Source organism: Mesorhizobium sp. M0018 (assembly GCF_040323955.1).
GTDB lineage: Bacteria > Pseudomonadota > Alphaproteobacteria > Rhizobiales > Rhizobiaceae > Mesorhizobium.
In genome coordinates this window covers 343,872-368,388 of the sequence record NZ_JAMYVL010000002.1, presented here as the reverse complement: position 1 = coordinate 368,388, position 24,517 = coordinate 343,872, and the positions used below count along the sequence as shown (strand labels likewise).

The 24,517-nt window shown below is 62.8% G+C and carries 21 protein-coding genes; 11 read left to right on the top strand and 10 right to left on the bottom strand.

What is annotated here, in order from left to right:
* Positions 1–8: 8 nt before the first annotated feature.
* Positions 9–215 carry a hemin uptake protein HemP gene (gene hemP, locus NKJ81_RS04030; RefSeq protein ID WP_352451949.1) on the bottom strand — a complete coding sequence of 69 codons (207 nt, stop codon included), beginning with the start codon at positions 213–215 and terminating at the stop codon, positions 9–11.
* Positions 216–416: 201 nt separating this feature from the next.
* On the opposite strand from hemP, the gene NKJ81_RS04025 reads away from it, so the two are divergent.
* From NKJ81_RS04025 to NKJ81_RS04015, 3 genes are read left to right on the top strand one after another with little or no spacing between them, the layout of a single operon-like run.
* Entirely contained in the window at positions 417–2,630 is a 2,214-nt protein-coding gene (locus tag NKJ81_RS04025) for a TonB-dependent hemoglobin/transferrin/lactoferrin family receptor (RefSeq protein ID WP_502904269.1), read from the top strand.
* Positions 2,631–2,634: 4 nt separating this feature from the next.
* A complete protein-coding gene (locus NKJ81_RS04020; RefSeq protein WP_352451951.1) occupies positions 2,635–3,066 on the top strand; it encodes a hypothetical protein in 432 nt (143 codons plus the stop codon).
* 36 nt (positions 3,067–3,102) lie between these two features.
* The gene (locus NKJ81_RS04015) at positions 3,103–4,395 is read left to right on the top strand and encodes a TonB family protein (protein ID WP_352539704.1); all 1,293 of its coding nucleotides are present in this window, start codon (positions 3,103–3,105) and stop codon (positions 4,393–4,395) included.
* A 69-nt stretch (positions 4,396–4,464) separates the two neighbouring features.
* On the opposite strand, the gene putA is transcribed toward NKJ81_RS04015, so the two are convergent.
* The gene (putA, locus tag NKJ81_RS04010) at positions 4,465–8,076 is read right to left on the bottom strand and encodes a bifunctional proline dehydrogenase/L-glutamate gamma-semialdehyde dehydrogenase PutA (RefSeq protein WP_352539703.1); all 3,612 of its coding nucleotides are present in this window, start codon (positions 8,074–8,076) and stop codon (positions 4,465–4,467) included.
* Positions 8,077–8,239: 163 nt separating this feature from the next.
* Between putA and NKJ81_RS04005 the strand changes: the two genes are divergently transcribed.
* Positions 8,240–8,692, top strand: a complete 453-nt coding sequence (locus NKJ81_RS04005; RefSeq protein WP_023676441.1) for an Lrp/AsnC family transcriptional regulator — start codon at positions 8,240–8,242, stop codon at positions 8,690–8,692.
* A gap of 27 nt (positions 8,693–8,719) precedes the next feature.
* Here the strand turns inward: NKJ81_RS04005 and NKJ81_RS04000 are convergent, their stop codons facing one another.
* Both NKJ81_RS04000 and NKJ81_RS03995 read right to left on the bottom strand, forming a co-directional pair.
* The gene (locus NKJ81_RS04000; protein WP_352539702.1) at positions 8,720–9,919 is read right to left on the bottom strand and encodes a cytochrome-c peroxidase; all 1,200 of its coding nucleotides are present in this window, start codon (positions 9,917–9,919) and stop codon (positions 8,720–8,722) included.
* 7 nt (positions 9,920–9,926) lie between these two features.
* Positions 9,927–10,373 carry a FixH family protein gene (locus NKJ81_RS03995; protein WP_352539765.1) on the bottom strand — a complete coding sequence of 149 codons (447 nt, stop codon included), beginning with the start codon at positions 10,371–10,373 and terminating at the stop codon, positions 9,927–9,929.
* Positions 10,374–10,530: 157 nt separating this feature from the next.
* Between NKJ81_RS03995 and NKJ81_RS03990 the strand changes: the two genes are divergently transcribed.
* Entirely contained in the window at positions 10,531–11,460 is a 930-nt protein-coding gene (locus NKJ81_RS03990; RefSeq protein ID WP_352539701.1) for a sugar kinase, read from the top strand.
* Here NKJ81_RS03990 and NKJ81_RS03985 read toward each other — a convergent pair.
* The 3 genes from NKJ81_RS03985 to NKJ81_RS03975 all read right to left on the bottom strand — a co-directional run bounded on the left by NKJ81_RS03985 (position 11,453) and on the right by NKJ81_RS03975 (position 14,309).
* Complete coding sequence (locus tag NKJ81_RS03985; RefSeq protein ID WP_352470339.1) at positions 11,453–12,454, bottom strand: NADP-dependent oxidoreductase; 1,002 nt, start codon at positions 12,452–12,454, stop codon at positions 11,453–11,455. The genes NKJ81_RS03990 and NKJ81_RS03985 overlap by 8 nt on opposite strands.
* Positions 12,455–12,459: 5 nt before the next feature.
* Entirely contained in the window at positions 12,460–13,407 is a 948-nt protein-coding gene (locus NKJ81_RS03980) for an alpha/beta fold hydrolase (RefSeq protein ID WP_352539700.1), read from the bottom strand.
* A gap of 86 nt (positions 13,408–13,493) precedes the next feature.
* Positions 13,494–14,309: an oxidoreductase gene (locus NKJ81_RS03975; RefSeq protein ID WP_352539699.1), complete on the bottom strand. Its 816-nt coding sequence runs from the start codon at positions 14,307–14,309 to the stop codon at positions 13,494–13,496.
* A 107-nt stretch (positions 14,310–14,416) separates the two neighbouring features.
* Between NKJ81_RS03975 and NKJ81_RS03970 the strand changes: the two genes are divergently transcribed.
* Complete coding sequence (locus NKJ81_RS03970) at positions 14,417–15,001, top strand: TetR/AcrR family transcriptional regulator (RefSeq protein ID WP_352451959.1); 585 nt, start codon at positions 14,417–14,419, stop codon at positions 14,999–15,001.
* A gap of 12 nt (positions 15,002–15,013) precedes the next feature.
* On the opposite strand, the gene NKJ81_RS03965 is transcribed toward NKJ81_RS03970, so the two are convergent.
* Positions 15,014–16,177, bottom strand: a complete 1,164-nt coding sequence (locus NKJ81_RS03965; RefSeq protein ID WP_352539698.1) for a LacI family DNA-binding transcriptional regulator — start codon at positions 16,175–16,177, stop codon at positions 15,014–15,016.
* A 33-nt stretch (positions 16,178–16,210) separates the two neighbouring features.
* Here NKJ81_RS03965 and NKJ81_RS03960 point away from each other — a divergent pair, with 33 nt between their 5' ends.
* The 5 genes from NKJ81_RS03960 to NKJ81_RS03940 all read left to right on the top strand — a co-directional run bounded on the left by NKJ81_RS03960 (position 16,211) and on the right by NKJ81_RS03940 (position 21,019).
* A complete protein-coding gene (locus NKJ81_RS03960) occupies positions 16,211–17,251 on the top strand; it encodes an ABC transporter substrate-binding protein (protein ID WP_352470335.1) in 1,041 nt (346 codons plus the stop codon).
* A 127-nt stretch (positions 17,252–17,378) separates the two neighbouring features.
* Positions 17,379–18,416: an ABC transporter ATP-binding protein gene (locus NKJ81_RS03955; RefSeq protein ID WP_352539764.1), complete on the top strand. Its 1,038-nt coding sequence runs from the start codon at positions 17,379–17,381 to the stop codon at positions 18,414–18,416.
* Positions 18,413–19,300, top strand: a complete 888-nt coding sequence (locus tag NKJ81_RS03950) for an ABC transporter permease (protein WP_352539697.1) — start codon at positions 18,413–18,415, stop codon at positions 19,298–19,300. The genes NKJ81_RS03955 and NKJ81_RS03950 overlap by 4 nt, the downstream gene beginning before the upstream one ends.
* Entirely contained in the window at positions 19,293–20,084 is a 792-nt protein-coding gene (locus NKJ81_RS03945) for an ABC transporter permease (RefSeq protein WP_352470332.1), read from the top strand. Before NKJ81_RS03950 ends, NKJ81_RS03945 begins: the two co-directional genes overlap by 8 nt.
* Positions 20,085–20,098: 14 nt before the next feature.
* On the top strand, positions 20,099–21,019 hold the full coding sequence (locus NKJ81_RS03940) for a phosphorylase family protein (RefSeq protein WP_023676454.1): 921 nt from the start codon (positions 20,099–20,101) through the stop codon (positions 21,017–21,019).
* 354 nt (positions 21,020–21,373) lie between these two features.
* On the opposite strand, the gene NKJ81_RS03935 is transcribed toward NKJ81_RS03940, so the two are convergent.
* Together NKJ81_RS03935 and NKJ81_RS03930 are read right to left on the bottom strand one after the other, a co-directional pair.
* Positions 21,374–23,131: an adenylate/guanylate cyclase domain-containing protein gene (locus tag NKJ81_RS03935; RefSeq protein ID WP_352539696.1), complete on the bottom strand. Its 1,758-nt coding sequence runs from the start codon at positions 23,129–23,131 to the stop codon at positions 21,374–21,376.
* Positions 23,132–23,473: 342 nt separating this feature from the next.
* Entirely contained in the window at positions 23,474–24,499 is a 1,026-nt protein-coding gene (locus tag NKJ81_RS03930; protein WP_254818213.1) for an aldose epimerase family protein, read from the bottom strand.
* Positions 24,500–24,517: the final 18 nt, after the last annotated feature.

Below are 24,517 nucleotides of genomic sequence, written 5' to 3'. Positions count from 1 at the left end.
TCTGCCACCTACTTGTTGAGGATGAGCTTGCCCTGCCGGGTGATCTTCAGCCGGTACAGCGCACCATGATGCTCGATGCCGATCTCGTGCTCGCCCTGGAACAGCGTGTTGCTGGACAGCGTTCTCACGGCCGATTGGACCCGGTCGAAACGGACGGAATTTTCGTCGGAACGGCGGACGCGATAGCGAAAGTCGCTGGGATTGTGCGTGTTCATGGGTTCGATCCCTTTCCTGTGCCTGGCATCTGGCTCGGGGCCTGCGTGAAATGCCGATTCAATTCTTGACTCGAATGATCATGTTATCTAGCTGTGCAATACCGGAGTAAATGAGTCAACATTTGAGACGCCGGACGCGATGAAAAATGCCAGCGAGCCCCAAGCCAGCCAGCATCGAACATGGATTCTTGGAGTTGCAGCATGGGGTTGGCGAATTGGGGACGGCTGGCGGGCAGCGGCCTGACACATTGTTCTATGACAAGCAAAATGGCCGCGTTGCTGGCCGGCGCGGCGGCGATCCCGCTGCTCGCCACACCGGCCGGCGCCCAGCAGGCCGCCCAAGCGGCAGCCGACCAGCAGCAGACTGACCCGTCTCAACAGCCCGAAAAGGTAAAGCCGGCCCCGGCGGGTACCACACTGCTCGACAAGATCCTGATCCTCAGCCGTACCGGCGAGACGGCGATCGAGTCGCTTGCTTCAGCCAGCCATGTCGACGAGGAACAGCTCGAGCGCCGCATGGCGACGACGCCCAACGAAATGCTGTTCGGTGTGCCGGGTGTCGCCGTCCAGGCCGACACAAGGCGTGTCAGTTCCAGCATCAACATCCGCGGCCTGCAGGACTTCGGCCGCGTCTCCGTCATCGTCGACGGCGCCCGCCAGAATTTCCAGCGCTCGGATCATGGCACGCAATCGACCTTCTACATCGATCCCGAATTGATCAAATCCGTCGATGTGATCCGCGGTCCGGTCGCCAACACCTATGGCTCCGGGGCGATCGGCGGCGTCGTATTTTTCGACACCAAGGATGCGCAGGATTTCCTCAAGCCCGACGAGACCTGGGCGGCATCCGCGACCGGGCGCTACCAAACCAACGGCGAAGGCTGGACCACCAGCGCCACCGGCGCCTATCGGATCAACGAGAACTGGGACGTGCTCGGCAATATCGTCTACCGCGACTATGACGACTACAAGCATGGCGGCGGCGACACTGTGGCGGGCACTGGCTTCGACGTCTTGAGCGGCCTCCTCAAGACGACCATCCGCCCCAGCGAAAACAGCGAGCTGAAGCTGGGCTGGATCGGCTCGAACGACGGATGGACCGAGACCAGCGGAAGCGTGCCGGTGAACGACGCCGACCTGAAGGCGAATACGTTCACGGCCCGCTACAACATCACCGACGAAGACAAGAGCTGGCTCGACCTCCACATCAACGCATCCTACAACAAGACCAAGCTCGATCTGACGACCCTTGTGGCGCAAAACCGGTTTGATCCGGTCACCGGTCTGCCCGTGGTTTTGCCGGCGGGTTCGAAATCGACGTTCGACATCGGCACCTCCGGCATCGACATTTGGAACACGTCGAGATTCGAGACCGTCGGCATTGCGCATGAGCTGACCTATGGCGGTGACTGGGTTGGCGACGATGTCGAGACAGGCGGCACGGCGGGCGGCGACAGCTTCTATACGCCCTCGGGCAACAGGAACGTCTCCGGCGCTTACGTTCAGGACAAGCTCACCTGGGACCGGCTCGAGATCATCGCCGGGCTGCGCTACGACAGCTACAAGCTTGACAGCGATGTCGGCGAAACCTCTGGCGACCGGCTGTCGCCACGCATCACAGTGGGCATTTCGCCCTTCGAGAGCGCCAGCCTTTCCGGGCTGCAATTCTACGGCACCTACGCTGAAGGCTATCGTTCTCCGTCGCTGTCGGAGACCCTGATCAGCGGCAACCATCCAGCCGGCGTCAGCTTCCCGTTCCTCCCCAATCCCAATCTCAAGCCCGAAACCGGCAAGACCGTGGAGTTTGGCGTCAATTACAGCACCAACGGCGTCATTGAGGCTGATGACGCGCTGCGGCTGAAGGCGGCCTATTTCAACAACAACGTCGACGATTACATAGACGGCGTGACGCTCTCGCCGTTCGACCCGACCAGCGGCTGCCCGTTCGGCCCGGGCATCCCGATCTGCTTCCAGTATCAGAACTTCGCCAAGGCCAATATCCACGGTTTCGAGATGGAGGGCGTCTATGATGCCGCCTGGGGCTTTGCCGGGCTTTCGGCGTCGTTCACCGACGGCCATACGATTTCCTATGAAGGCGAACGGGCGGACCTTGTCACCGTCCCTTCCTCCCAGGTCACCGGGCAACTCGGCTTTCGCTTCCTCGAGGACAGGCTGACCGTCGGCGGCGAGGTGCAATACAACGGCAAGCCGCAAGGCAACGCCGTCGCCAAGGACTACACGCTGGTCAATGCCTTCGCCAGCTACCAGGCAACCGACAATTTCAAGGTCGATTTCCGCGCCGACAATCTGTTCGACGTCAAATACGCCAACCCGCTGAACGCATCGACCACCAGTGTTGTCTACGAGCCAGGCGTCACCCTGAAGCTGGCGGCGACCATGAGGTTTGGAGGCTGAGACAATGAAAGGTATGACGGCATCCCTTCGTCTGTTCGCCGCGGTGCTGGCAATATTGCTTGCGGCGGCTCCAGCGTGGACACAACAGCAAGCACCGGCGCTGATCCTCGAGCTCAACGGCGCGCAGCCCTCCGACAAGGGCTGCCGCCTGACCTTCGTGGTCACCAACAATCTCGGCGCCGACCTTTCCAAGGCGGCATTCGAGATCGCATTGTTCAACGAGGCCGGCGTCGTCGAGCGGCTGACCGTGCTCGACTTCAAGGAGCTGCCGGCAGGCAAGACCAAGGTGACGCGTTTCGATCTTGCCGGCACGGATTGCGGCAAGGTCAGCCGCGTGTTGATCAACAGCGCCACGGAATGCGCCGGCGCCGAGCCGAATGCCTGCATGCGCGGGCTGAAGACGCAGACCAGGACCGGCATCGCCTTCGGGGTCTGAATTTTGGGACCGGAACCCGCATTCGCACGAAACGCCGTGGCGTGGCCACTAGCCGGTTTCCTGCCGCCGGAGCCGGACGATCCGGACTTCGCCATCCCGCGCGAGGCGCTGCGTGTTTCGCTGCGCGACAGGCCGGAAGACAGTTACATCGCCGATGCCGACGGCGACTTGCCGACGGTGCCTGCGGAGCCATTGCGGCAGGCACGACAGACGCGGCGCCGCCGCAACTGGACGGTGGCGATCGCCTGCTCTTGCGCATTCCACGTAGCCGTGGCGCTGGCCTTTCTCACGCTGCCGGACGACCGGCCAAGCATCGAAGGTGCCGACCAGCAAGGCGAAATGCTGCTCGGCGCCGACCCGCAGCAGGCGGCCGGCGATGTCGGAGACGATCCGGAAGTGGCCAACGTGACGATGGTGACCATGCTGGACGCCAAGCCGGTCGAAACGGTCGAGGCGCAGGCGGCCGCGGCAGAGGAGACGCTCCAGCCGGTCACTGACGCGGCCGAAGCATCGGGAACAGAAGTGGTCGAGCCGGTCAGCGAGGCCGCCACGGAAATCGCTGCCGTTGCCGACCGGGCCGAGCCTGCGCAACCTGTCCAGCCCGCGCGCCAGGACCCGTCGCCCGACGTTCTTGCAACCGACAGGCTGGTGCCTGCCGACGACAATGCCGTGCCGCCGCCAGTCAGCGCGGTCGAAACGGCCGAACCTGCCGAGACGAGTGCGCCGGCACCAACCGACCCGGCGCCGGCGGAAACAGTTCAGACGACCGAGACAGTCGGCGCGGCGGAAGAACCGAAGCCGGACAGGCCGGAGCCCAGGCAGCCGAAGAAGGCAACCGCAAAGAACAAGCCGGCCAGGAAGGCCGAACCAAACGAGCCTGAAAAGCCGGCCCTGCGCAAGAAGGCGGGCAAGGCTGCGGCCAAAGCCGACACCAAGAAGAAAAAAGCCGGCTCCGGCGGCCGTGACGAAACGGATGTCGCGCGCGGCATGGCCGACGGGAGGAAGGACGGCAAGATCCTGACCGCCAGCAGAGGCGGCAAATCAGGCATCGGCAATGCAGCCGTCACGAACTATCCCGGCAAGATCAGGTCAAAACTGGTGCGGGCCTTCAATTCGACACGCACACGCGCCACCGGCACAGCAACCGTTGCCTTTACCGTCGGCTCGAATGGCAGCGTCCGGTCAGCCAGGCTGACGGGCAGTTCGGGTGTTGCCGCGCTGGACAAAGCCGCACTCGACGCAGTCCGCCGGGCTTCTCCGTTTCCTCCCATTCCGGAAGGAGCCGGTCGCTCGGCTTGGCAGTTCGAAGTGCCGCTCGCTATCAGGTAATGATCGTCCTCATGCGGATACCAAAGTCGGCGCCACCCCTGCCCCGCGATGCGCGAACCCTGGCGAAACCTACGCAGCGGCCAGCAGGCTGGCATTGCCGCCCGCCGCCGTGGTGTCGACGCAGACGGCGCGCTCGTGGGCGTAGGCGGCCGGATAATAGACTTCGCTGATCAGCGGCACGATCGGGCCGGCGCGCTCGGCGATGACCTTGCGCACGATGCGCGCGGCCTCGGGCGTGCCGGAAAAGGCCACGACATCGACCCGCAGCGAGCGCGCTTCGACCGGGTCCGGCCGGCCGTCGATGGCCGCCAGCGGCAGGCCCTTGCCGGTCAGCGCCGACAGCGCTGCCGGCGCGCCGGGTGCGACGGCGAGCACGGCATTGCCGGCGGCCAGCGCCTGGATCGTCTGCGCAAGCAGCGTATCCGCGTCGGGACCCAGACACAGCACGCGCCCGCGCGGCGACAGCGACAGCGTGTTGGCCTCGCCGGTCGGCCCGGGCAGGTCGACCTGGCCGAAATCGATGGCGGCGGCAGTGCCGATAGCCGCGGCACCCTTGCCGCGCAGATGTTTCCTCAGGATGGCGACGCGATCCGGCCGCGTCGACCAGCCGCCAAAGGCCGGGTCCGGCAGATTGTCGGCGAGCTCGGTCGCAGTCACCTTGCGGCCTTCGGCAAGATGGGTGCCGGCCTCCGGTCCCTTGCGGAAGCGCCGGAGATAATGTGGCCCGCCGGCCTTCGGCCCGGTGCCGGAAAGGCTCTCGCCGCCGAACGGCTGCGCGCCGACGACGGCGCCGATCTGGTTGCGGTTGACGTAGATGTTGCCGGCATGGATGCCATCGACGAAATGCTGGGCGCGGCCTTCGATGCGGGTGTGCAGGCCGAAGGTCAGGCCATAGCCCTTGCGGTTGATCGCCGCGATCACCGCATCAATCTCGTCGGCATCGAAGGTGGCGACATGCAGCACCGGCCCGAACACCTCGCGCTCCAACTCCTCGATGCCCTTGACCCGAAAGACGTGCGGCGCAACGAAGCGGCCGTCCTTCGGCGCTTCGAGCTTGGCGATCAGCCGGCCCTGCAGGCCCATTTTGGTGCAATAGTCACGGATCGACGCTTGCGCCTCGTCATCGATGACCGGACCGACATCGGTCGATATCCGCCACGGGTCGCCGAGGCTGAGCGCTTCCATCGCGCCTTTCAGCATCTCAAGCATCTTCTTCTCGACGTCCTTCTGCACATAGAGAATGCGCAATGCCGAGCAGCGCTGGCCGGCGCTCTGGAAGGCGGAGGCCAGGATGTCGCGCACCGCCTGTTCGGGCAGCGCAGTGGAATCGACAATCATGGCGTTCAGGCCGCCGGTCTCGGCGATCAGCATGGCGTCGGGCGCGGCGGTGTCGGCGAGCTGCTTTTCGATCAGCTTGGCGACCTCGGTCGAGCCGGTGAAGCAGACGCCGGCAATGCGCGGGTCAGCGGTCAGCGGGCCGCCGACCGAGGGGCCGTCGCCGGGCAGAAGCTGGATGACATCCTCCGGCACGCCGGCCTCGCGCAGCAACTGGACAGCGCGGAAAGCGATCAGCGGCGTCTGTTCGGCCGGCTTGGCGATCACCGAATTACCGGTGACGAGTGCCGCCGCGATCTGCCCGGTGAAGATGGCGAGCGGAAAATTCCACGGCGAGATGCAGGCGATGGCGCCGCGCGCCTCGGTGCCCGCCTCGGCATTGGCGGCCTCAGCCGCATAGTAGCGCAGGAAATCGACCGCCTCGCGCACTTCGGCGACGCCGTCGGCGAGCGATTTGCCGGCCTCGCGGGCGGCGAGTGCAAAGAACTCGACGGCGTTTGCTTCGTAGAGATCGGCCGCCCGGTTGAGGATGGCAGCGCGCTCGGCGACCGGCCGTCTTGCCCATGCCGGTTGTGCCTCGACGGCGATGCGCACGGCGGTCTCGACCTGCTTGGCGCCGGCCTCGCTGACCGTGCCGACCACTTCCGAAGGTTTTGCCGGATTGACGACCGGACGCTGCTTGCCGTAGCCGGCCGCGCGGCTGACCGGCTTGGCGTGCCAGCGCTCCGGCCCGGCGAACTCGGCCCTCGCCTTGTCGATCGCAGCCAGCGTCAGCGTGTCGGTGATATCGAAGCCCTTGGAGTTGCGCCGGCCGGGACCGAAGATCGCCGACGGCGGCACGATCGCTGGATTGGCGGCGGGACCTTGTTTCTCCACCGTTTCGAGCGGGTCGCGGGCAATGTCCTCGGGCTCGACTTCCTCGTCGGTGAGCTGGTGGACAAAGGAGGAATTGGCGCCGTTTTCGAGCAGCCGGCGGACCAGATAGGCGAGCAGGTCGGAATGAGCACCGACCGGCGCATAGATGCGGCAGCGCGTGCCTTCGGCCCGCCGCACCGTCTCATGCAGCGCCTCGCCCATGCCATGCAGCCGCTGGAACTCGAACGTATCGCGCTCCGTCGTCATCGACAGAATCGCGGCGACGGTGTGGGCGTTGTGGGTGGCGAATTGCGGATAGATGCGGTCGGTCATCGCCAACAGCTTCTTGGCGCAGGCCAGGTAGGAGACGTCGGTGTTGGCCTTGCGGGTAAAAACCGGATAGCCGTCGAGCCCGAGCGTCTGCGCCCGCTTGATCTCGGTGTCCCAATAGGCACCCTTGACCAGCCGCACCATGATGCTGCGGTCGTATTTCCTCGCCAGCTCGTAGAGCCAGTCGATGACGAAGGCCGCGCGCGGGCCATAGGCCTGCACGACGACGCCAAAACCGTTCCAGCCGGCAAGCTCCGGTTCGGCCAGCACCCGCTCGATGACGTCGAGCGACAAATCGAGGCGGTCGGCTTCCTCGGCGTCGATGTTGAGGCCCATGCGTGAATGGCGCGCCGCCAGCGCCAGCGACAACAGCCGCTCGGCCATGACGGGCAGCATCTTTTCCTTCTGCGTCACTTCATAACGCGGATGCAGCGCAGACAGTTTTACCGAGATGCCGTGGTTCTGGCGGATGTCGGGGCCGTTGGCGCCGGCATCGAGCGAAGAGATGGCATCGGCATATGCCTTGAGGTAGCGCAGCGCGTCGGCCTCGGTGCGGGCCGCCTCGCCCAGCATGTCGAAAGAATAGAGATGGCCCTTCTGCGTCATCGGTCGGCCGCGCCTGACCGCCTCGGCAATGGTGCGGCCGAGCACGAATTGCTCGCCCATTTCGCGCATGGCGGCGGCGACGGCCTTGCGGATGACCGGCTCGCCAAGCCGGCGCACCATGGCGCGCAGCGTGCCTTCGATGCCGCCCTCGCCCTCGTCGAGCACGCGGCCGGTCAGCATCAGCGCCCAGGTCGACGCATTGATGAAGATCGAGCTCGAGCCGCCCGCATGCGCCGACCAGTCGTGCGGCGCGATCTTGTCGGCGATAAGGTCGTCCATCGTCTCGGTGTCTGGCACCCGCAGCAGCGCCTCGGCCAGGCACATCAGCGCCACGCCCTCCTTGGTCGACAGGCCATAGGCGGACAGGAACACCTCCATCAGCCGCGGATCGGACGAGCCGCGCACCGCCCGCACCAGATCGGCGGCACGCGCCGAAATCGCCTTGCGGTCTTGCGCGGACAGCCCGGCCGCCTCGGCCAGCCGCTTCACCGCCTGGTCTTCGTCGGGCAAATAATTGGCACGGATCTGCTGGCGGATGGTGTCGAGCGCTGGCATGGCGGTCCTGTAGAGCGAGCATAAGTGAGCGGGCCGGCGGTTACCGGACCGAACGGCGCAAGCTAACATAAGTAGGGATTGCAGTCGGTCCAAAGAAGTCGACAAGACAGATCGATCGATCTATCATTAGGACTGATCACCTCCAATTTCGACCAGGAATCCAGTGACAGAAGACCAATTGGACCGGATCGACAGGAACATCCTGTCGGCTCTGGGCAGCAATGGCCGGCTTTCCATGTCGGAACTGGCGGCGAAAGTCGGCCTGTCGAAGACGCCGGTGCAGGCACGAGTCAAACGGCTGGAGAAGGACGGCTTCATCAGGGGCTACCAGGCGATCATCGACCGTGAGCGCATGGGCGAAGGCCATGTCGCCTTCGTCCAGGTGAAACTGTCCGACACCCGCTCGGCCGCGCTCGACGCCTTCAACCGCGCCGTGCAGGCGGTGCCGGAGATCGAGCAGTGCCACATGATGGCATCGAGCTTCGACTATCTGCTGAAGGTCCGCACCACCGACATCGCCGCCTACCGCCGCGTGCTTGGCGAGCGCATCTCCGCCCTGCCGCACGTTGCCCAGACCTCGACGTTTGTCGCGATGGAGACGGTGAAGGATCGGTAGGAGAGCGCTGTTGTTGTCCCGCCACCCTCAGTCCGCCAGTGTCTTCAGGAACGCCACCAACGCCGCGCGCTCGCGGTCCGAAAGCTGCAGCGGGTGGATCTCGGATGTGCCCTCGACGCTTGCCGGTGCCTTCGAATAATGCGCCACCACCTCGTCGAGCGAGGAAAACTGCCCGGCGTGCATGTAGGGCGGCCGGGTGGCGGCACCCCGCAACGACGGCGTCTTGTAGGCGTGGACGAGTTCCGGCCCGGTCTTGGCCATGAAGCGCAACTCGCGGCAGGCGCTGGCATCGCCGTCGCGAAAGGCACCGAAACAGTTGAACGGATCGGCCTCGACCTGCGCCACCGCGTCGACGCGGCCGCGATCCGGCGGCAGGCCCGCGACCGGCGGCACGCCGGTGTTGTGGAAGCTGCCGTCGGTAAAACGCGGGCCGTTATGGCAGGTCACGCAATTGGCCTTGCCGATGAACAGCTTCAGGCCGAGGATTTCCTCCGGCGAAAAGGCGGCGTCGCCTTTCGGCTCGGCGCCCGCAGCCAGGTCGATGGCGAAGCGGTCGAAGCGTGTCTGCGGCGGCGCGATCGAGCGCTCGAAGGCGGCGATCGCCTTGCCGATGTTGGCAAAGACGCGGTTGACCTCCTCGGCTTGACTGGCGGGCATGGCGTTCCAGGCCGCCTTCTCGGCATCGGTGCCGAGCGGGCCGGCATTGGCCGGCACGCCCGAAAGGTCCGGCAGCGGCCCGAAGATGCGCTCGTAGCGCTCGCCGAAGCGGGCCTTGATGTAATGCGCGAAGGCGGCGCGGTTGCCGGCCTGCTCCAGCGGATTTTCGAGCGGTGTCAGCGCTTGCGCCCACAGGCTGTCGCGCCGCCCGTCCCAGAAGAACCAGGGATCATGCGCGACGCCGGCCAACGGCATGGTACGACGGTTGGTGCGGCCGACGGCGACCGCTTGCGGCAAGTCGTCCTGGAATTGGCGGTCGATCTTGTGGCAGGTCGAGCACGATACCGTGCCGTCGCCGCTCATCCCGGTGTCGAAGAACAGCGTCGAGCCGAGTGCCGCGGCGGCCGGCACATCGGCGAAGCGATTGGTGGTGTCGGGCTTCAGCGGCGGCAGCCTGGACAGCGCCAATGAGGCGATGGTCTGCTTCTCGGCGTCGGAAAACTCCGGTCTGCCGCAGCCGGCGAGCACCGCCACCATCACCAACGCGAGAAGACTGGAAAACCGGCTCATCTATGGCTCACAGCACCACATTGAAGACGACAGTGTCCGAACCGGCCGCAGCGGAAATGGCAAAATGCAATTGCCACCACCCGCTCATCGTGAATTTGACGCCGTCGATGCGATAGCGCCCCGCGCCGAGGTAATCGGTCGCCTGCGGGCTGGTCGGCAGACCGTGCTTGTGCTGCGGCATGCCGCCGGAAATCGTTATCGCAGCACCTTCCACCGGCGCACCCTCGACGGTTTTGAGCGTGAGCAGCCAGGATTCCAGTTCGCCCTGCCGGATGACGCCTTTCTCGGGCTCGAAAGTCGCCGCGAACAGCTTGTTCGCCGTCGTCTTGGAACGGCCGACGTCCGAACTTGGTTGGGGTGCAGGCGGCGCCGTCAGATAGACGATTGCCAGCACGCCGGCGAGCAAGGCAGCCAGGCCGAGGCCTCCAAGAAGATAACGCCATAACGATGCCAAACCCATTCCTGTTCTGCGGATAACGTTTCGCTGGGCAGATCGCGTCCCACGCCCCTGTGGGAAATCGAGCCCAGTGCAAGAATCCGCCGTCGCCAAGCATGGCGCTGCCGGCTGCAAAAAGCTACAGCACCGCAATTGCAGGATGGAGGAGTGCTTCATGGCAGGAAACGGCATCGCCTCGATCGGCGAGTGCATGCTCGAGCTTTCGGGCCAGGCCGGGCCGAACTGGCGCATGGGCTTTGCCGGCGACACGTTCAACACGTTATGGGCGCTGCATGCCTTGAGCGGCGAGCGGCCGGCGACCTATGTGTCGGCCTTCGGCGACGACCCGTTCTCGCGCGACCAGATCAAGTTCCTGGCCGAGAGCGGCATCGGCATCGGCGCCAGCCCGGTGATAGCGGGCGCCCGCCCCGGCCTCTATGCGATCACGCTGACCGGCGCCGAACGTTCTTTCACCTATTGGCGGGCCGATGCGGCCGCAAGGCAGTTGGCTTCGGACCCAGCCGCCTTGCAGAAAAGCCTTGAAAACCAGGCGCTTGTCTATTTTTCCGGTATAACTTTGGCAATTCTCGACGAGGCTCCACGCAAGGTACTGCTGACGGCCGTGGCCACGGCGCGCGCCGCCGGCTCGCTGATTGCCTTCGATCCCAATTACCGGCCGCGGCTGTGGCGCCGGCGCGAGGACGCGCAGGCCGCGATCCTCGAGGCACTCGCCGTCGCCGACATCGCGCTCCCGACCTTTCCCGACGAGCAGATGCTGTTTGGTGATACGACACCGCAGAAAACAGCCGAACGGCTGCGAAAGCTGGCCGGCGAAGTCGTCGTCAAGAACGGTGAGGAACCGGCGCTGATCGCGCAAAACGGAACCTTGCAATCGGTTCCGGCGGTGCACGTCGCCACCCCGGTCGACACCACCGGCGCCGGCGACTCCTTCAACGGCGCCTACCTCGCCGCCCGCCTTGCCGGCCATGCCCCGGCAGAAGCCGTGCTGCGCGCTCATCGCGTCGCCGCCGCCGTCGTGCAGGTGCGCGGCGCCCTGGCGCCGTTCGAGACGCTCAAGGGTGCGTTCGAGGCACCCGCTATCTGACCTTGATGACGACCTTGCCCTTGGCGCGTCCTGTTTCGACATAGGCCAGGGCGTCATTGGTCGCTTCGAATGGAAAGACCCGATCCACAACCGGGCGGATCGCGCCGGTTTCGATGAGAGCGGTGATTTTGCTCAGCTGATCGCCCTGCGCCCACATGAACAGGAACGAAAACTGCACGCCGCGGCGCTTGGCTTTGGCCCGAATTCCGCGACTCAGGAAGCGCAGCACCAGCCTCAGCATCAAGTTCAGTCCCTTTTCCCTGGCAAATTCGGCATCCGGTGGACCGGAGATGGAGATGAGCTTGCCACCCGGTTTCAGCACCCTCAGGGATTTTTCCAGTGTCTTGGCGTCCTGGCTGTTCAAAACGACATCGTAGCCCGACAGAACTTTCTCGAAGTCGTCTTTCCTGTAGTCGACGACGACATCGGCGCCGAGACTTTTGACCAGATCGGCACTTGCCGCGCTCGCGGTTGTCGCAACGGTCGCGCCGAGGTGCTTGGCCAACTGAATAGCAAATGTCCCGACGCCGCCGGAACCAGCCTGAATGAAGACCTTCTGTCCCTTCTTCAGGTTTGCCCGTTCGATGAGCGTCTGCCAGGCGGTGAGACCGACCAGGGGAATCGACGCCGCCTCTTCCATACTGAGATTCTCGGGCTTCAAGGCTACGTCGGCCTCATTCACGGCAATGAATTCGGCGAATGTCCCAATCCGGCCGTCGCGCGGCCGCGCATAGACCTCGTCGCCGGCCTTGAACTTGCTGACTTGCGATCCTACGCGGATAACCTTCCCAGCCACGTCGTGGCCCAGGATGAAGGGCCGGCGGTAGGGCAGGATGAGCTTGAATTCTCCGGTTTTGACCTTGGAATCGAGCAGGTTCACCCCTGCGGCATGGACCTCGACCAAGACATCGCTGTCCTGGAGCTCCGGCTCCGGCATTTCGGCCAGCCGCAGGGCGCCCTTTTTATTATACTTATCGACAACGAATGCCTTCATGGCAGTTACTTTCCAAGAATGTCTGTTGCTGTTCGGGACGAAACAAGCCGAACGTTTTCAGCTGCATGGCCGCCCTGCGGCAAGGCCTCAGCCTCGAGGAAGGACAGCGCCTTCGGGACAAAAGCGGCGTGGTTCTGAAATACCCCGCCATGCCCGGCATCCGGATAGATGACCAGATGCGCCCCCGGGATACGCCCGGCGAGATCGTAGGTATTGCTGCTCGGCACCATCCTGTCCTGGTCGCCATTCGCAACCAAAGTGGGAATGCGGATGGTGCTCAGGTCTTGTGGCGCCTGGAGTCCGTAGGCCTTGATCGCCTTGAGTTGCGCGCCGAACGCGCTCAGCGATATCGCCTTGTCCCGGTTATTCCGGCGCTCTTTCAGCCGTTGCAGAAATGCGTTTGCGGCGCGGCGCCCATTCGGCGTTCTTGTGAAGAAGAGATAGTACTTCGGATCCCGAAAAGTCAGCGCGCCCTTGATCATGTCCACGATCGTCAGCGGCGTCACCTTGTCGATGCCTTGCCCACCGGCCGGCCCCGTGCCAGCCAGGATGAGTTTGCGCACAAGCTTGGGCTCGGTCAGCACAATCTCTTGCGCCACGAAGCCGCCGAGTGAAAAGCCGAAGAGATCGACTTCTTCGAACCCCAGCGCCCGGACAAAGGCGACCGCATCCCGCGCCATGCCGGAAATGGTCGACGGAGTTTTGCCACCCGAAGCACCGATTCCGCGATTGTCGAAGGCAATTACCCGCCGGGTCGCAGCGAGGCCATCGACGATGCGCGGATCAAAATTGTCCAGCTGAGCAGCCAGATGGTTGAGCAGGATCACTGGCACGCCCGTCCTGGGCCCGAGTTCCCTGTAAGCAAAGGCTGTGCCGCCGACGTCGATCGAGAGCGTTGGCACGTCCTGGAACAATGCCGGTGAACGCGGCAACCGATTGGATCTATGTGTCATGCTTGGCGCCTCCGTTTCGTAGGGCCTGGCCAAATGTGTTGTGGTTGCTAGTCGCATGTGCGTGAAATCCTCTGGCTCGCCGTTGTTCAGACCGGCAGTCGGAACTGCTTGCGCAGGCTCTTGTCGAAAATCCCCGCGGGGGCAAAGCGGCGCAGCAGGCTGACCTGGCGCGCTGCCTTGCCAGCGGTATAGCGCCGTCGCGGACGGGCATCGGTCGCTGCCTTCACAACCACATCCGCCACCACTTCCGGCCGATCGGCCTTGGGCATCACATCGCCCAGCAGCGCCTTGAGCCCGGCTCGAGCCCGATCGTATTCCTTCAACAGCGAATCCGGCTCGATGCCGTTCTGGTCGAAGACGGTGCGGACGAATGCCGGCTCGATGACGGAAACGCGGACGTTGAAGGCGCGCACCTCGTGGTCGAGCGATTCCGAATAGCCTTCGAGCGCGTGCTTGACCGCCGAGTAATGAGCTGAGTATGGCGCGGGTACCAGTCCCAGAATCGAGCCGATATTGATGATGCGCCCTTCGCCGCGCCGCCGCATCGACGGCAACACCGCATTGGTCATCCGCATGACGCCGAACAGATTGACGTCGAACAGGGCTTGTACCTGGGCGACCGAGGATTCCTCGGCGCCTCCTAGCAGACCGACACCGGCATTGTTGACCAGGAGGTCGATCCGGCCGGTCTGCGCGAGCACGGTGGCAACGAGCGCATTGACGGCCGCATCATCGGTCACGTCGCATGCCAGCATGGTCACTCCGCCCGGACCATTACTGGTCTTGCGGCGACTTGTCCCGAAGACAGTGAAACCCGCCCGCGCCAAGGCCTCGGCGCTGGCGCGGCCGATGCCGGAGGAGGCTCCGGTCACGATTGCGGTCTTTTCAGAATTCCCATTCATTTTTGATGTTCCAGGTTCGAGAGGTCTAGCTTATTTCCACGAGTTGAATTATGATCGTAATATCAGATTATGAGCATAATGCAATAGCAGGACAGGAAAGAAAGACCATGCGCTACGAAAAGGGCCGAAAAGACGCGTCACGCAGCCGGATCATGGAGGTCGCCGCCGAACGTTTTCGATCTGACGGCATCGCGGCGTCCGGGCTGGCAACCATCATGAGCGACGCCGGGCTGACGAACGGCGCCTTCTATCCGCACTTCCAGTCGAAGGCGGAGCTCGTCCGTGAAAGCGTGGCGGCGGCCTTGGACGCGCAGTCGCATGAAGTGCAGGAAGCATTGGCCGCCGGCGGTCCGGAAATGGCCATAGAGACGTATCTATCGGCCGAGCACCGGGACAATCCTGGAAAGGGTTGCGCTTCGGCCGCGTTGTTGCCGGAAATCGCGCGGCAGCCGCCTGAAACGCGAGCCCTCTATGCCGAGCGCGCTCAATCCCTCGTGCGCCAGATAGCTGAAGCTCTGCCGCAGACGAACGATCCCGAGGGCGCTGCGTTGGGCATGTTTGCAACGCTCATCGGCGCGCTTCAACTCGCGCGCGCCGTGGAAGGAACGGAATTATCGGATCGTATCCTAGCGGCGGGAGCAGCTGCCGCAAAGGCGCTGATCCGGCCGGTTCAAGACGAGGTGGCCTCCTGATGGCAGCCCGGATTATTCGGCCGGCTCGAATCTGCCTTGCACCAAGACTGTCTCCACCGGCCCAAGCGGATTGATGATCCGGCTAACCAGGACTTCGATAAGTTTGCGTCCAACACCCGCCATATCCACGGAATGAACTCCGATCTTTGCCGGCAGGAAGCGTGCCAGCCGCGTGCTGTCACGGGTGACGATGTGGACGTCGCGGCCTGGTGTGAGACCCCGCTTGCCGAGAGCGTGCAACGCTCCCAGAAGGCCCAGTTCGTTGGCGCACGCCAAGCCCGTTGGCGGATCTGATGACGCCAGCAAGCGATCGAACCAGCCTGCGCTCGATTCCATGGTGAACATGCCATGACCGATCAACGATGGGTCGATCGGAATGCCAGCCTCGGCCATTGCCCTTCCATACCCGGAAAGACGCGTGGCACTCGCCTGGTCCTCCGGAACGAGAAGTTGCAGCGCAATACGTCGACAGCCCTTATCCATGAGCCGCCGGGTCGCCTCATAGGCAATCTGTTCATTGTCGACATCGACGTAAGGATACGCGATATCCAAGTCGGTTCTTCCAAACGCGACGAACGGCATGCGTTTATCCAGCAGCAGCTTGACGCGCGGATCAGCCGACACCAGGCGCGTGATGACCAGGCCGTCTGCGCTGTGCGCCTGAAGCTGCCGCTGCACACTCTCAACGGGATCGTCGTCGGGAGTGGTGGAATAGATGGACAGACTATAACCGGCTTGCCGCGCCGCCAGCGTCATGCCTTCGATTAAAGGAAGCTTTAATAGATCGGACAGATGGTCTCGTGTTTCCATCGGGAGTACTGCCGTCAGCGTCTGCGTTCGACCGGTTTTGAGCGCGCGACCATGATGATTTGGTAGATAGCCGACCCGCTTGGCCGCCTCCTTGACGCGGGCTATGGTCGAGGGCTGCACCTCCGGCCCATCCTTCAGAGCGCGGGATACCGTGGTCACCGACAGGGAAAGTTCAGCGGCGATCTGCTTTAGATTGGCCATTGTTCGCCCGACTTCATTTGCGAAAGCGCCGGCTGATTTGCTGACCGCCATAACGTTACCGAATTCGACATCCCGGTCAATCCAAACTCCCGCAGGAAGCAGCTTGACTCCGGCGCATTCAGATGCAATCGTAACGTTACGATTACAAAATAATGGCTCTTTCAAGCGATATTCCATAAAAGTTGGGGAGGAGAACCTATGTCCTGGCTACGCATTTCCTTAACAGCATTCGCAATCTCGGCTGCCCTGCCCGTGCATGCGCAGACGGTCACAATCACGACCGCGGGTGGCGACTATGGCAACGCCATGAAGGAGGCCATGTGGGCCCCTGCTGCAAAAGAGCTTGGCTATGATGTCCGCGAGGAGACCCTAAGCGACGGCTTGGCCGCCCTGAAAATGCAGGTCACCTCGGGTGCGGTCACGACCGACGTCATTCACCTGGGCTCACCGGAAGGCGCGCAGGCTGCCGCACAATCGCTGCTGGAGCCGCTCGACTACAAGATCATCGATCCGAAATCCGTGCCGGAGGGTGCGAAGTCCGACTACTGCTATCCGTTTGACTCCTATGGCACCGTCATGTCGTGGAACACCAAGACCTATGGCGAGAACCCGCCGAAGACGTGGGCGGAATTCTGGGATGTTGCCAAATTTTCTGGCCGTCGCGCGTTGCGCGCCAATGCGCAAGACTCGATCGAGATCGCGCTTCTCTCCGATGGCGTGGCACCGGCGGACGTCTATTCCGTGCTCAGCACCCCGGAAGGGCTAGAGCGCGCCATCAAGCGGCTTGAAGCGATCAAACCAGATGTCGCCGTGTGGTGGACCTCGGGCGCCCAGTCCGCGCAGTTGCTGAAAGACGGTGAGGCGGATTTGGTCATTACCTGGAACGGACGCGCCCAAACCGTGAAAGCCGATGGCGGCGCGGCTGACTACACGTTCAAGGGTTCGGTCATCGGCACGGACTGTCTTGGGGTGCCGAAGGGAGCGCCGAACAAGGAAGCCGCGATGAAGCTCATCGCAGCGATGACGCAGCCCGCGCGGGTTGCCAAGCTGACCGATTTCATTGCCTACGGCCCAGTCAATCCTGCGGCATATGAGGGTGGCCTTATTCCCGAGGACCGTCTGAAGACCCTTGCGACCGCACCTGAAAATGCTGGCACTTCGGTGTTTTCCAATTCAGAATGGTGGGTCAAGAATGGCGAGGCTGCCCAAAGAGCCTTCGATGAAATGATGGCTCGCTGACTCTCAGCTCTGACGCATGTCGCGCAAAAATGTGCAGCGCGCGACAATGACATGCATGAAAACAAGAACCTAAAGCGCGTCGCGTGAAGCCGGTCGAACGCGACGCGCTTCAAGGCTGGAGCACATGATGAAGTCGCTCGCGATCACCATCGAAAGCGTGCACAAGGCTTATGGGTCCTACGTCGCACTGGATGATGTTTCGCTCGACATTCAGGCTGGCGAATTCCTCACGCTGTTAGGACCATCGGGATCGGGCAAGACCACGTTACTCATGGCTCTGGCCGGTTTTGTCCGGCCGGATTCCGGTAAACTTTTCTTGAGCGATCGAGACATCACCCGCCTGCCGCCCAACAAACGAGACATCGGCATAGTATTCCAGAATTACGCCTTGTTTCCCCACATGAATGTCCTGGCGAATGTCGCGTATCCGCTGGTGCTGCGCCAGGTACCGAGAGCGGAGGCGCGTCAGCGGGCGCTTGATACCTTGGCCCGCGTGAAGCTGGATGGTCTGGCGGAGCGCAATATTGCCGCACTATCCGGCGGCCAACGTCAACGGGTGGCATTGGCGCGGGCTATCGTTTTCGAACCGCGCGTGATGTTGATGGACGAGCCGCTGTCGGCGCTCGACAAGAACCTGCGCGAGACCATGCAGTATGAGATCCGGCGTCTGCATGATCATCTACGGATCACCACGATCTATGTAACCCACGACCAGCGCGAAGCGCTGATTATGTCTGACCGGATTGCGGTGATGAATTCTGGCCGCATCCAGCAGATAGATACGCCGCAGCGGATTTATGATCGTCCATCGACCCGCTTCGTCGCGGAGTTCATGGGCGAGGCCAACATTGTGGCCCCGGGCTCGGCGCGCAGAATCGACGGCGCCGAAGCATCACGCGAAACCCTGATGATCCGCGCCGAAAGCTTCCATCTTGATGCGAAGCTCGTCGGGGGAGACGGAGTGGCTCTCGAAGGAATACTGCGCGCCAAAGCGTTCCGCGGCGAGAACTGGCTTTTGACGCTGGCGCTTGACGGCGGGCAAGAGGTTCTTGTCTGCATTCCGGCAGCGCTGGCCGGCGGCTGCGCCGAGCTTGCCGCCGGTCAGCGGATGACCGCATATGCACCAGCAGCGAAGGTTCACGCGATACCGGGAGCGATGGCGTGACCGTCGTCCGGGACCCGGCGCTCGCGGCGGATGCGCGGCGCGAGCGGCGGTTTTTTCTTTCACTTTCGCTCCCGGCGCTGTTCATCGTTGGACTGGCGGCGATACTGCCCATCCTTTGGATCATCCGGCAATCCTTCCTGACCACCGGGGGTGAGTACACCGTCGGCAACTACCAGAAGGTCCTTTCGAGCGGACTGACGTGGTCAGCGCTCGTCACGACCCTCGAACTGTCCTTGGGTACGCTGGCGGGCTGCATACTCCTCGGTACTCCTCTGGCGCTGGCGCTGGCCAGCGTCAGACCAAGGCTGGCCAACGTGCTCATGGCGTTCGTCATGCTGCCGCTGTGGACCTCTATTCTGGTGCGTACCTATGGTTGGCTCGTGCTCTTGCGGCGCGACGGCCTGATCAACGCGGCTTTGACCGGTTCAGGCCTGACGGCGGAGCCATTGCCGCTGGTCTACAACTTCACGGGAACGCTCATCGGCATGGTGCACTACATGCTGCCACTTTTTCTGCTGCCTGTTTATGCTGCGATGCGCGATATCGACCCAAATCTCATTCGCGCGGCTGCGAGCATGGGAGCCACTCTCAGGCAGGTCATCCGCACAGTCATTATGCCGCTTTCGGCGGGCGGCATCTTCTCGGGTTCGATCATCGTCCTCATCTACGCCATAGGTTTTTTCATCACGCCGGCGGTGCTTGGCGGCGGCAAGGTAAATCCGCTCTCTACCCGGATCGAGCGTACACTCTCGACCTTTCAGGACTGGGGGTCGGCAAGCGTCCTGGGCATTCTGCTCCTCGTTCTCATGGCGCTGATCGGCGTGATGTTGCTGGCGGCACGCCGTCTGGTTGCCCGGAACACCGTGGAAGCCTCCCATGCTTGAAGCCTATCCGCAAAACAGGCTCGCCCGCACTTTGCTCTGGAGCTTTGCCGCTCTTGTCATGGCATTTCTGATGCTGCCGACGCTCGTGGTGGTGCCGCTTTCCTTTTCGGCGTCGAATCTCCTCGAGTTTCCGCCGCACGCCTACTCATTGCGCTGGTACGAGAACTTCTTCGGCTCGGCAACGTGGATGGCCGCGCTCAGAACGAGTTTGATCCTTGGGACGTTGACGGCGTTGATCGCGGTGCCTTTCGCGCTGCTCGCCTGCATTTCAATGAATCGGCTTGGCGGAAAGACCGCTGCGGCCATCCAGAGTGTCCTGCTGACCCCCTCGATCACTCCAGGTATCCTGCTTGCGATCGGTCTCTTCTTTGTGTTGGCCGCACAACATCTGATCGGAACGCTATTCGGCGTGCTGGTCGGACATGTGGTGCTGGCCGTTCCGGTCGCCTGCATTGTGTTGCTACCCGCTCTCGCCCGCTTTGACTGGAACCAGGTTCAGGCGGCGCGCAGCCTCGGTGCAAACTGGGCCAGGTCCATTGGCGGAATCATCGTTCCGCAACTTCGGATCAGCTTGCTGTCGGCGACATTGATGGCGTTCCTGACTTCGCTCGACGAGTCCGTGATTTCGATCTTCATCGCAAGCGGTCGCAACAGCACGATGCCGAAGCTTATGTTCCTGTCGCTGCGCGATCAGATCGATCCGACCATTGCGGCGATCTCGACATTGTGGACCGTCATCGTCGTGGCCGTGGTCCTGATTGTGACCCTTCGCCAAAAATCCTGACCGAGACTGGAAACATGCCCACCAATTACCATGCAGCCGACGATCTGACGGATCATTCGACGGACATCCCTCAGGTAGGGTTGGCCATCATCACCGGGTCGGCAAACTGGGGGCTTGCCTTCCCGGAAGATGTCGAATTCGATGGTGTGCGCACCTTGCGGCGCGACATGAGTTTTGAAACACCTTTCGGTCGCACCGACAACTGGAAGCTGCTCGAATTCGATGCGTCGATCACAGCGGAAGGGAGAGCAAAACGCGCGCTGTGCATGTATTCGCACGGCAATCCCCGCGACCGTATCGACCATTCCTGCCATCGCCGCGCGTTCTGGGTATTGATGCGGGCGGGTGTACGGCAAGTTCTCGCCTGCTCGACTGTAGGCGCCGTCAACAAGGCGATCCAGCCGGGCGACATGGTGGTGACCGCCGATATCATTGAACTAACGCAGACCCCGTTTTCACTGCTTCCTGACCGTCAGAGCTTTGACTGTTCGGGCAAGCAAATCGTGTGTCCAAGATGTGCGGCGGTTCTGGTCGAAACGGCCCGCCGTCATTGGCCAGCCGAATGCCGCGTTTATGGCATCGAACAGCAGTTGGTGGCTGCCCATTGTTATGGGCCCCGGCTGACAACGCCTGCCGAAGCCTTGGCATATCGGGGCATGGGGGCGGATGTACTCAACCATTCCATCGCCCCTGAGGCGACCTTGTCGCGCGAGATCGGCGCGTGTTTCGTGCCTTGCGCGTTCGTGACGGCGGGCTTCAACGACTATATGGATCGCAATCGCCAGAAATTGCTGCAGGAGGACGTGCTGCCCAGTCTCTCCATGACAGCCTCGCGGGTCGCGCTGGAGACCGCCGCGCGACTTCCCGCTGATCCGGAATGCTCCTGTCACGGCTTGAAGTCGCCTCAGCCGAAAGAACGCTCCAGCCGGTTCTGAGACGACCTTGGTGCGCCGGATAGCTGAAGCTCTGCCACCGACCAACAATCCCGAGGGCGCTGCATTGGGCGTGTTTGCGACGTTCGAAACGCTGAGGGCGGCGTTTGAGGATTAGGGTCAAAACTCAATCAGACTGGCTGCCGCCAATGGCCCAGATGGACGGAACTTGCCGTTTAAATCAGTCGGCGGGAATGAGCACAGAGCGCCAGGAGCGGAAGCTTAGCAGGGGTCACGCCAGCGCCCAGTTAGCGCTACGAAGCAGACCTTCAGCCTGTGCCGGAAGCGAGGCCCGGCTTACCAAGTGGCATATCCAGGAAGCGCGTCCTCCTCCTCAGCTAGGCACCGTTTTCGGCTCTACGCTATGCCTGCGCGACGAGCCCCTTCCTTAATCGCAGCGAGGGCCAGAGGATTGGTGACGGGATAGGTTCGGATGAAGTTCTCGACGGTGAACCTTGGAAACTCGACGGCAATCCGCCTGGCGATCGACTGCGCCTGCGCCGACTCTTCGAGCAGCGCGTGGCACAGGGCACGGAACATCAGAGTGACGGGAATATCCGGCGGACTTTGGCACAGCGACGACAGACTGTCGGCATAGCGACCGGCGACGAACCGCGCCCGGGCGAGCTGCGCGTAGTACCAACTCGGAGCCTGCGGATTGAGGCGAAGCGCCCGTTCGGCGAGAGCACAGCCTTCTTCCGGATTTCCACACACGAGAGCTCGGCTTGAGGCAAGCATCGACAGCACATCGGCGTCATTGGGTGCCAGGGCCAGCGCCCGGTCGTATTCCTCTGCTGCCCCGCTGATATCGCCGTCAATGGCGCGGAGAGCGCCCATGTAAAGGCGCGTCATCGGATCGGTAGGGTCGAGCGCCAGAGCCTTTTCCACGCATTCTCGCCAGCGCTCGACCGAAGTGGCTGAATCTGGCGTGAAGGCATTGAAGGCATCGACCGCATGTGCCAATCCCAACGTCATCCAGGCCCGCGCGAAGCCGGGGTCGAGTTCCACGGCGCGGGACAGCATGCGTATGGCTTCTGCCCTCGCATCGGTCGTGAATCTGTCGTGCAGTTCCACCCCGAGCAGATAGCAGTCGTAAGCACCCAGGCTCGAGGGAGGCTTCCGCCGAGCCACCTCACGCCCGAGATTGGCAAGCTTGCCGAAAGTGCCTGCCAGGGCGTTGATAACGTTCTGTGTGATGCTGTCCTGCATGAGAAAAAAATCATCGGTCGACTCGTCGAACCGCGCCGACCAAAGGTTGGCTCCGGTCCGGGTGTCGACCAGCTGCACCGCGACGCGGACACGCTGTCCGATCGCCTGGAGGGTGCCTTCCAGCAGGTAATCGGCGTTCAGTTCCCGTCCGACCGAGCGTGTGTCGCTCGCCCGTCCCCGATAGGACTGCATGGTCTGGCGCGAAATGACCGCAAGGTCGGGATAGCGCGCTAGGTCGCCGATCATGTCGGCCGACAGGCCGTCTGCCAGCCGCGTCCAGCCGTCGTCGGCGCTCAGGTTTTCGAACGGCAAAACCGCAATTACCGGCGGCTTACTGTCGTCGCCGGAAGAAAGGCGTGGTTTGGCACCGACGATCTTGCCCGCAGTAGCAGGGTCGATCAAGACACGGTACACGCGAACCGGTTCGGCGATACTTTTCATTTTCTGCACGCCGAGTGAGGCAAAGCCGATCGGCACCTTTCCCCTCACATGGTCGCAGGCGGTGGCGGAAATCGCGATTCCTCCAGGTTCCGCCAGCCCTTGTAGCCGATCGGCGATGTTCACCGCGTCACCGTGGATGTCGTCACCCTCAACGATAACATCGCCCAGATTGATGCCGATGCGGAAATCAAGCCGCCGTTCTGGCTGCGTGAAATCGTTCACCTCCGCCTTCTGTCGCTGGATTTCGACCGCGCAGCGTAGGGCGTCGACCACACTGTGGAACTCGACCAACATCCCATCTCCCATGGTTTTCACCAGTCGACCATGGTGCGCAGCGATCCTTGGCTTGAATACTTCGTTCAGGTCGGTTCGGAAAAGCGCACGCGTACCCTCGTCGTCGATCTGGCTCAAGCGGCCATAGCCGACGACATCGGCAATCAGGACGGCTGCGAGATGACGTTCCATCCCCCCAATCCTTCGCGGATCGTTACCCGCTTTCCAAGCTTACAGCAGGTCGCAGGTTGATGCCATTGCCGCCGCCCCTGAAAGACAGCTTTTCAGGTCTGTGTACTTTGCTGCATGAGAGCCCGAATGTCGGATAAGGGTCAACTTGCGTCGTCAGGGCTCTCGGCGTCAAAGGTCCGAGAGGGTTCGAAGTCGGTCGTTCAGAGTGATTGCGTTTTGACTCCAGAGCGCCGCGCGTCATTGGACGCGCAAAGGACGCTATAACACTTTGAATTTTGCATGATCCTTTCCGAACCGGAGGTCAGCGCAGCAAAACCATGCCGGTTTCCGGGGGGTCATGCCCTAAGGCAGCCTGAACCGGTATTCCGTCACGTGATGGTAGATCTGCCCGGGCCACAGCGTGGCTTGCGGGAAATACGGCCGGTTCGGCGCATCCGGCCAGATTTGCGGCTCCAGGCAGAAGCCCGAAAACGCCTTGTACTGGCGTCCGCCCAATCCAGGCGAGGACGGCGCCAGATACTGGCCGGTATAGAGCTGGACGCCCGGCTCGGTGGTCCAGAGCTCCATCTCGACGCCGGAATTCGCGCCTTGCGCCCACGACGCCTGCTTCAGCGGCCCGCGCGTCGAGGCGAGGCAGAAATTCTGGTCATAGGGGAGCTGTTCGCCCTCGGTCTCCATGCGCAGCGGCCGCGCCTGGCGAAAGTCGAAGGGCGTGCCGTCGACCGGCTTTACCGTGCCTGTCGGAATGAGATCCGCGTCGACCGGCAGATAGGCGCCGGCATTCAGCATCAGCCGGTGATCGAGAATGTCGCCGGCGCCGCCGTCATCCAAGTTGAAATAGGAATGCTGGGTGAGGTTGCAGAGCGTCGGCTCCTCGCAGGTGGCGGTCAGTTCGACGCTGAGCGTGCCCGGGATCTTGAGCCGGTAGGTGCAGGTCACGTCGAGCGCGCCGGGAAAGCCCATCGTGCCGTCCGGGTCGTGCAGGGTCAGCGTGACAAAATCCCTGCCATGCAGCGAAACCGCCCAGGCCCGGCGCGAAAAACCTTGCGAACCGCCATGCAGCGTGTGCTTTTCGAGGAAATTGCGCTCAGTCTGATAGCGTTTGCCGGCAAGCGTGAAGCGGCCGTCGCGGATACGGTTGGCATAGCGCCCGACGACGGTGCCGAAGAAGGCGGTATCCGTCTCATAGTGCTCGAAACGATCATAGCCGAGCACCAGCGGCGCGTCGTGCCCGGCCAGACGCAGATCCTGGATGATCGCACCCAGCCCGATGATGTTGGCGGTGAGGCCGCCGCCACGGATGGTGAAGCGGCGGACGGCCTCGCCCGCCTGCGTCGTGCCGAAAACCTCGCCGTCCTTCATTGCCATGCTCGCAAGTTCATTGAT

Bases quoted from the DNA above. Each gene is read 5' to 3' on its own strand.
- hemP (WP_352451949.1), bottom strand. From the start codon at position 215: ATGAACACGCACAATCCCAGCGACTTTCGCTATCGCGTCCGCCGTTCC.
- NKJ81_RS04025 (WP_502904269.1), top strand. From the start codon at position 417: ATGGGGTTGGCGAATTGGGGACGGCTGGCGGGCAGCGGCCTGACACAT.
- NKJ81_RS04020 (WP_352451951.1), top strand. From the start codon at position 2,635: ATGAAAGGTATGACGGCATCCCTTCGTCTGTTCGCCGCGGTGCTGGCA.
- putA (WP_352539703.1), bottom strand. From the start codon at position 8,076: ATGCCAGCGCTCGACACCATCCGCCAGCAGATCCGTGCCAATTATTTG.
- NKJ81_RS04000 (WP_352539702.1), bottom strand. From the start codon at position 9,919: ATGAGCCGGTTTTCCAGTCTTCTCGCGTTGGTGATGGTGGCGGTGCTC.
- NKJ81_RS03990 (WP_352539701.1), top strand. From the start codon at position 10,531: ATGGCAGGAAACGGCATCGCCTCGATCGGCGAGTGCATGCTCGAGCTT.
- NKJ81_RS03985 (WP_352470339.1), bottom strand. From the start codon at position 12,454: ATGAAGGCATTCGTTGTCGATAAGTATAATAAAAAGGGCGCCCTGCGG.
- NKJ81_RS03980 (WP_352539700.1), bottom strand. From the start codon at position 13,407: ATGACACATAGATCCAATCGGTTGCCGCGTTCACCGGCATTGTTCCAG.
- NKJ81_RS03975 (WP_352539699.1), bottom strand. From the start codon at position 14,309: ATGAATGGGAATTCTGAAAAGACCGCAATCGTGACCGGAGCCTCCTCC.
- NKJ81_RS03970 (WP_352451959.1), top strand. From the start codon at position 14,417: ATGCGCTACGAAAAGGGCCGAAAAGACGCGTCACGCAGCCGGATCATG.
- NKJ81_RS03960 (WP_352470335.1), top strand. From the start codon at position 16,211: ATGTCCTGGCTACGCATTTCCTTAACAGCATTCGCAATCTCGGCTGCC.
- NKJ81_RS03955 (WP_352539764.1), top strand. From the start codon at position 17,379: ATGAAGTCGCTCGCGATCACCATCGAAAGCGTGCACAAGGCTTATGGG.
- NKJ81_RS03945 (WP_352470332.1), top strand. From the start codon at position 19,293: ATGCTTGAAGCCTATCCGCAAAACAGGCTCGCCCGCACTTTGCTCTGG.
- NKJ81_RS03940 (WP_023676454.1), top strand. From the start codon at position 20,099: ATGCCCACCAATTACCATGCAGCCGACGATCTGACGGATCATTCGACG.
- NKJ81_RS03935 (WP_352539696.1), bottom strand. From the start codon at position 23,131: ATGGAACGTCATCTCGCAGCCGTCCTGATTGCCGATGTCGTCGGCTAT.
- NKJ81_RS03930 (WP_254818213.1), bottom strand. From the start codon at position 24,499: ATGGCAATGAAGGACGGCGAGGTTTTCGGCACGACGCAGGCGGGCGAG.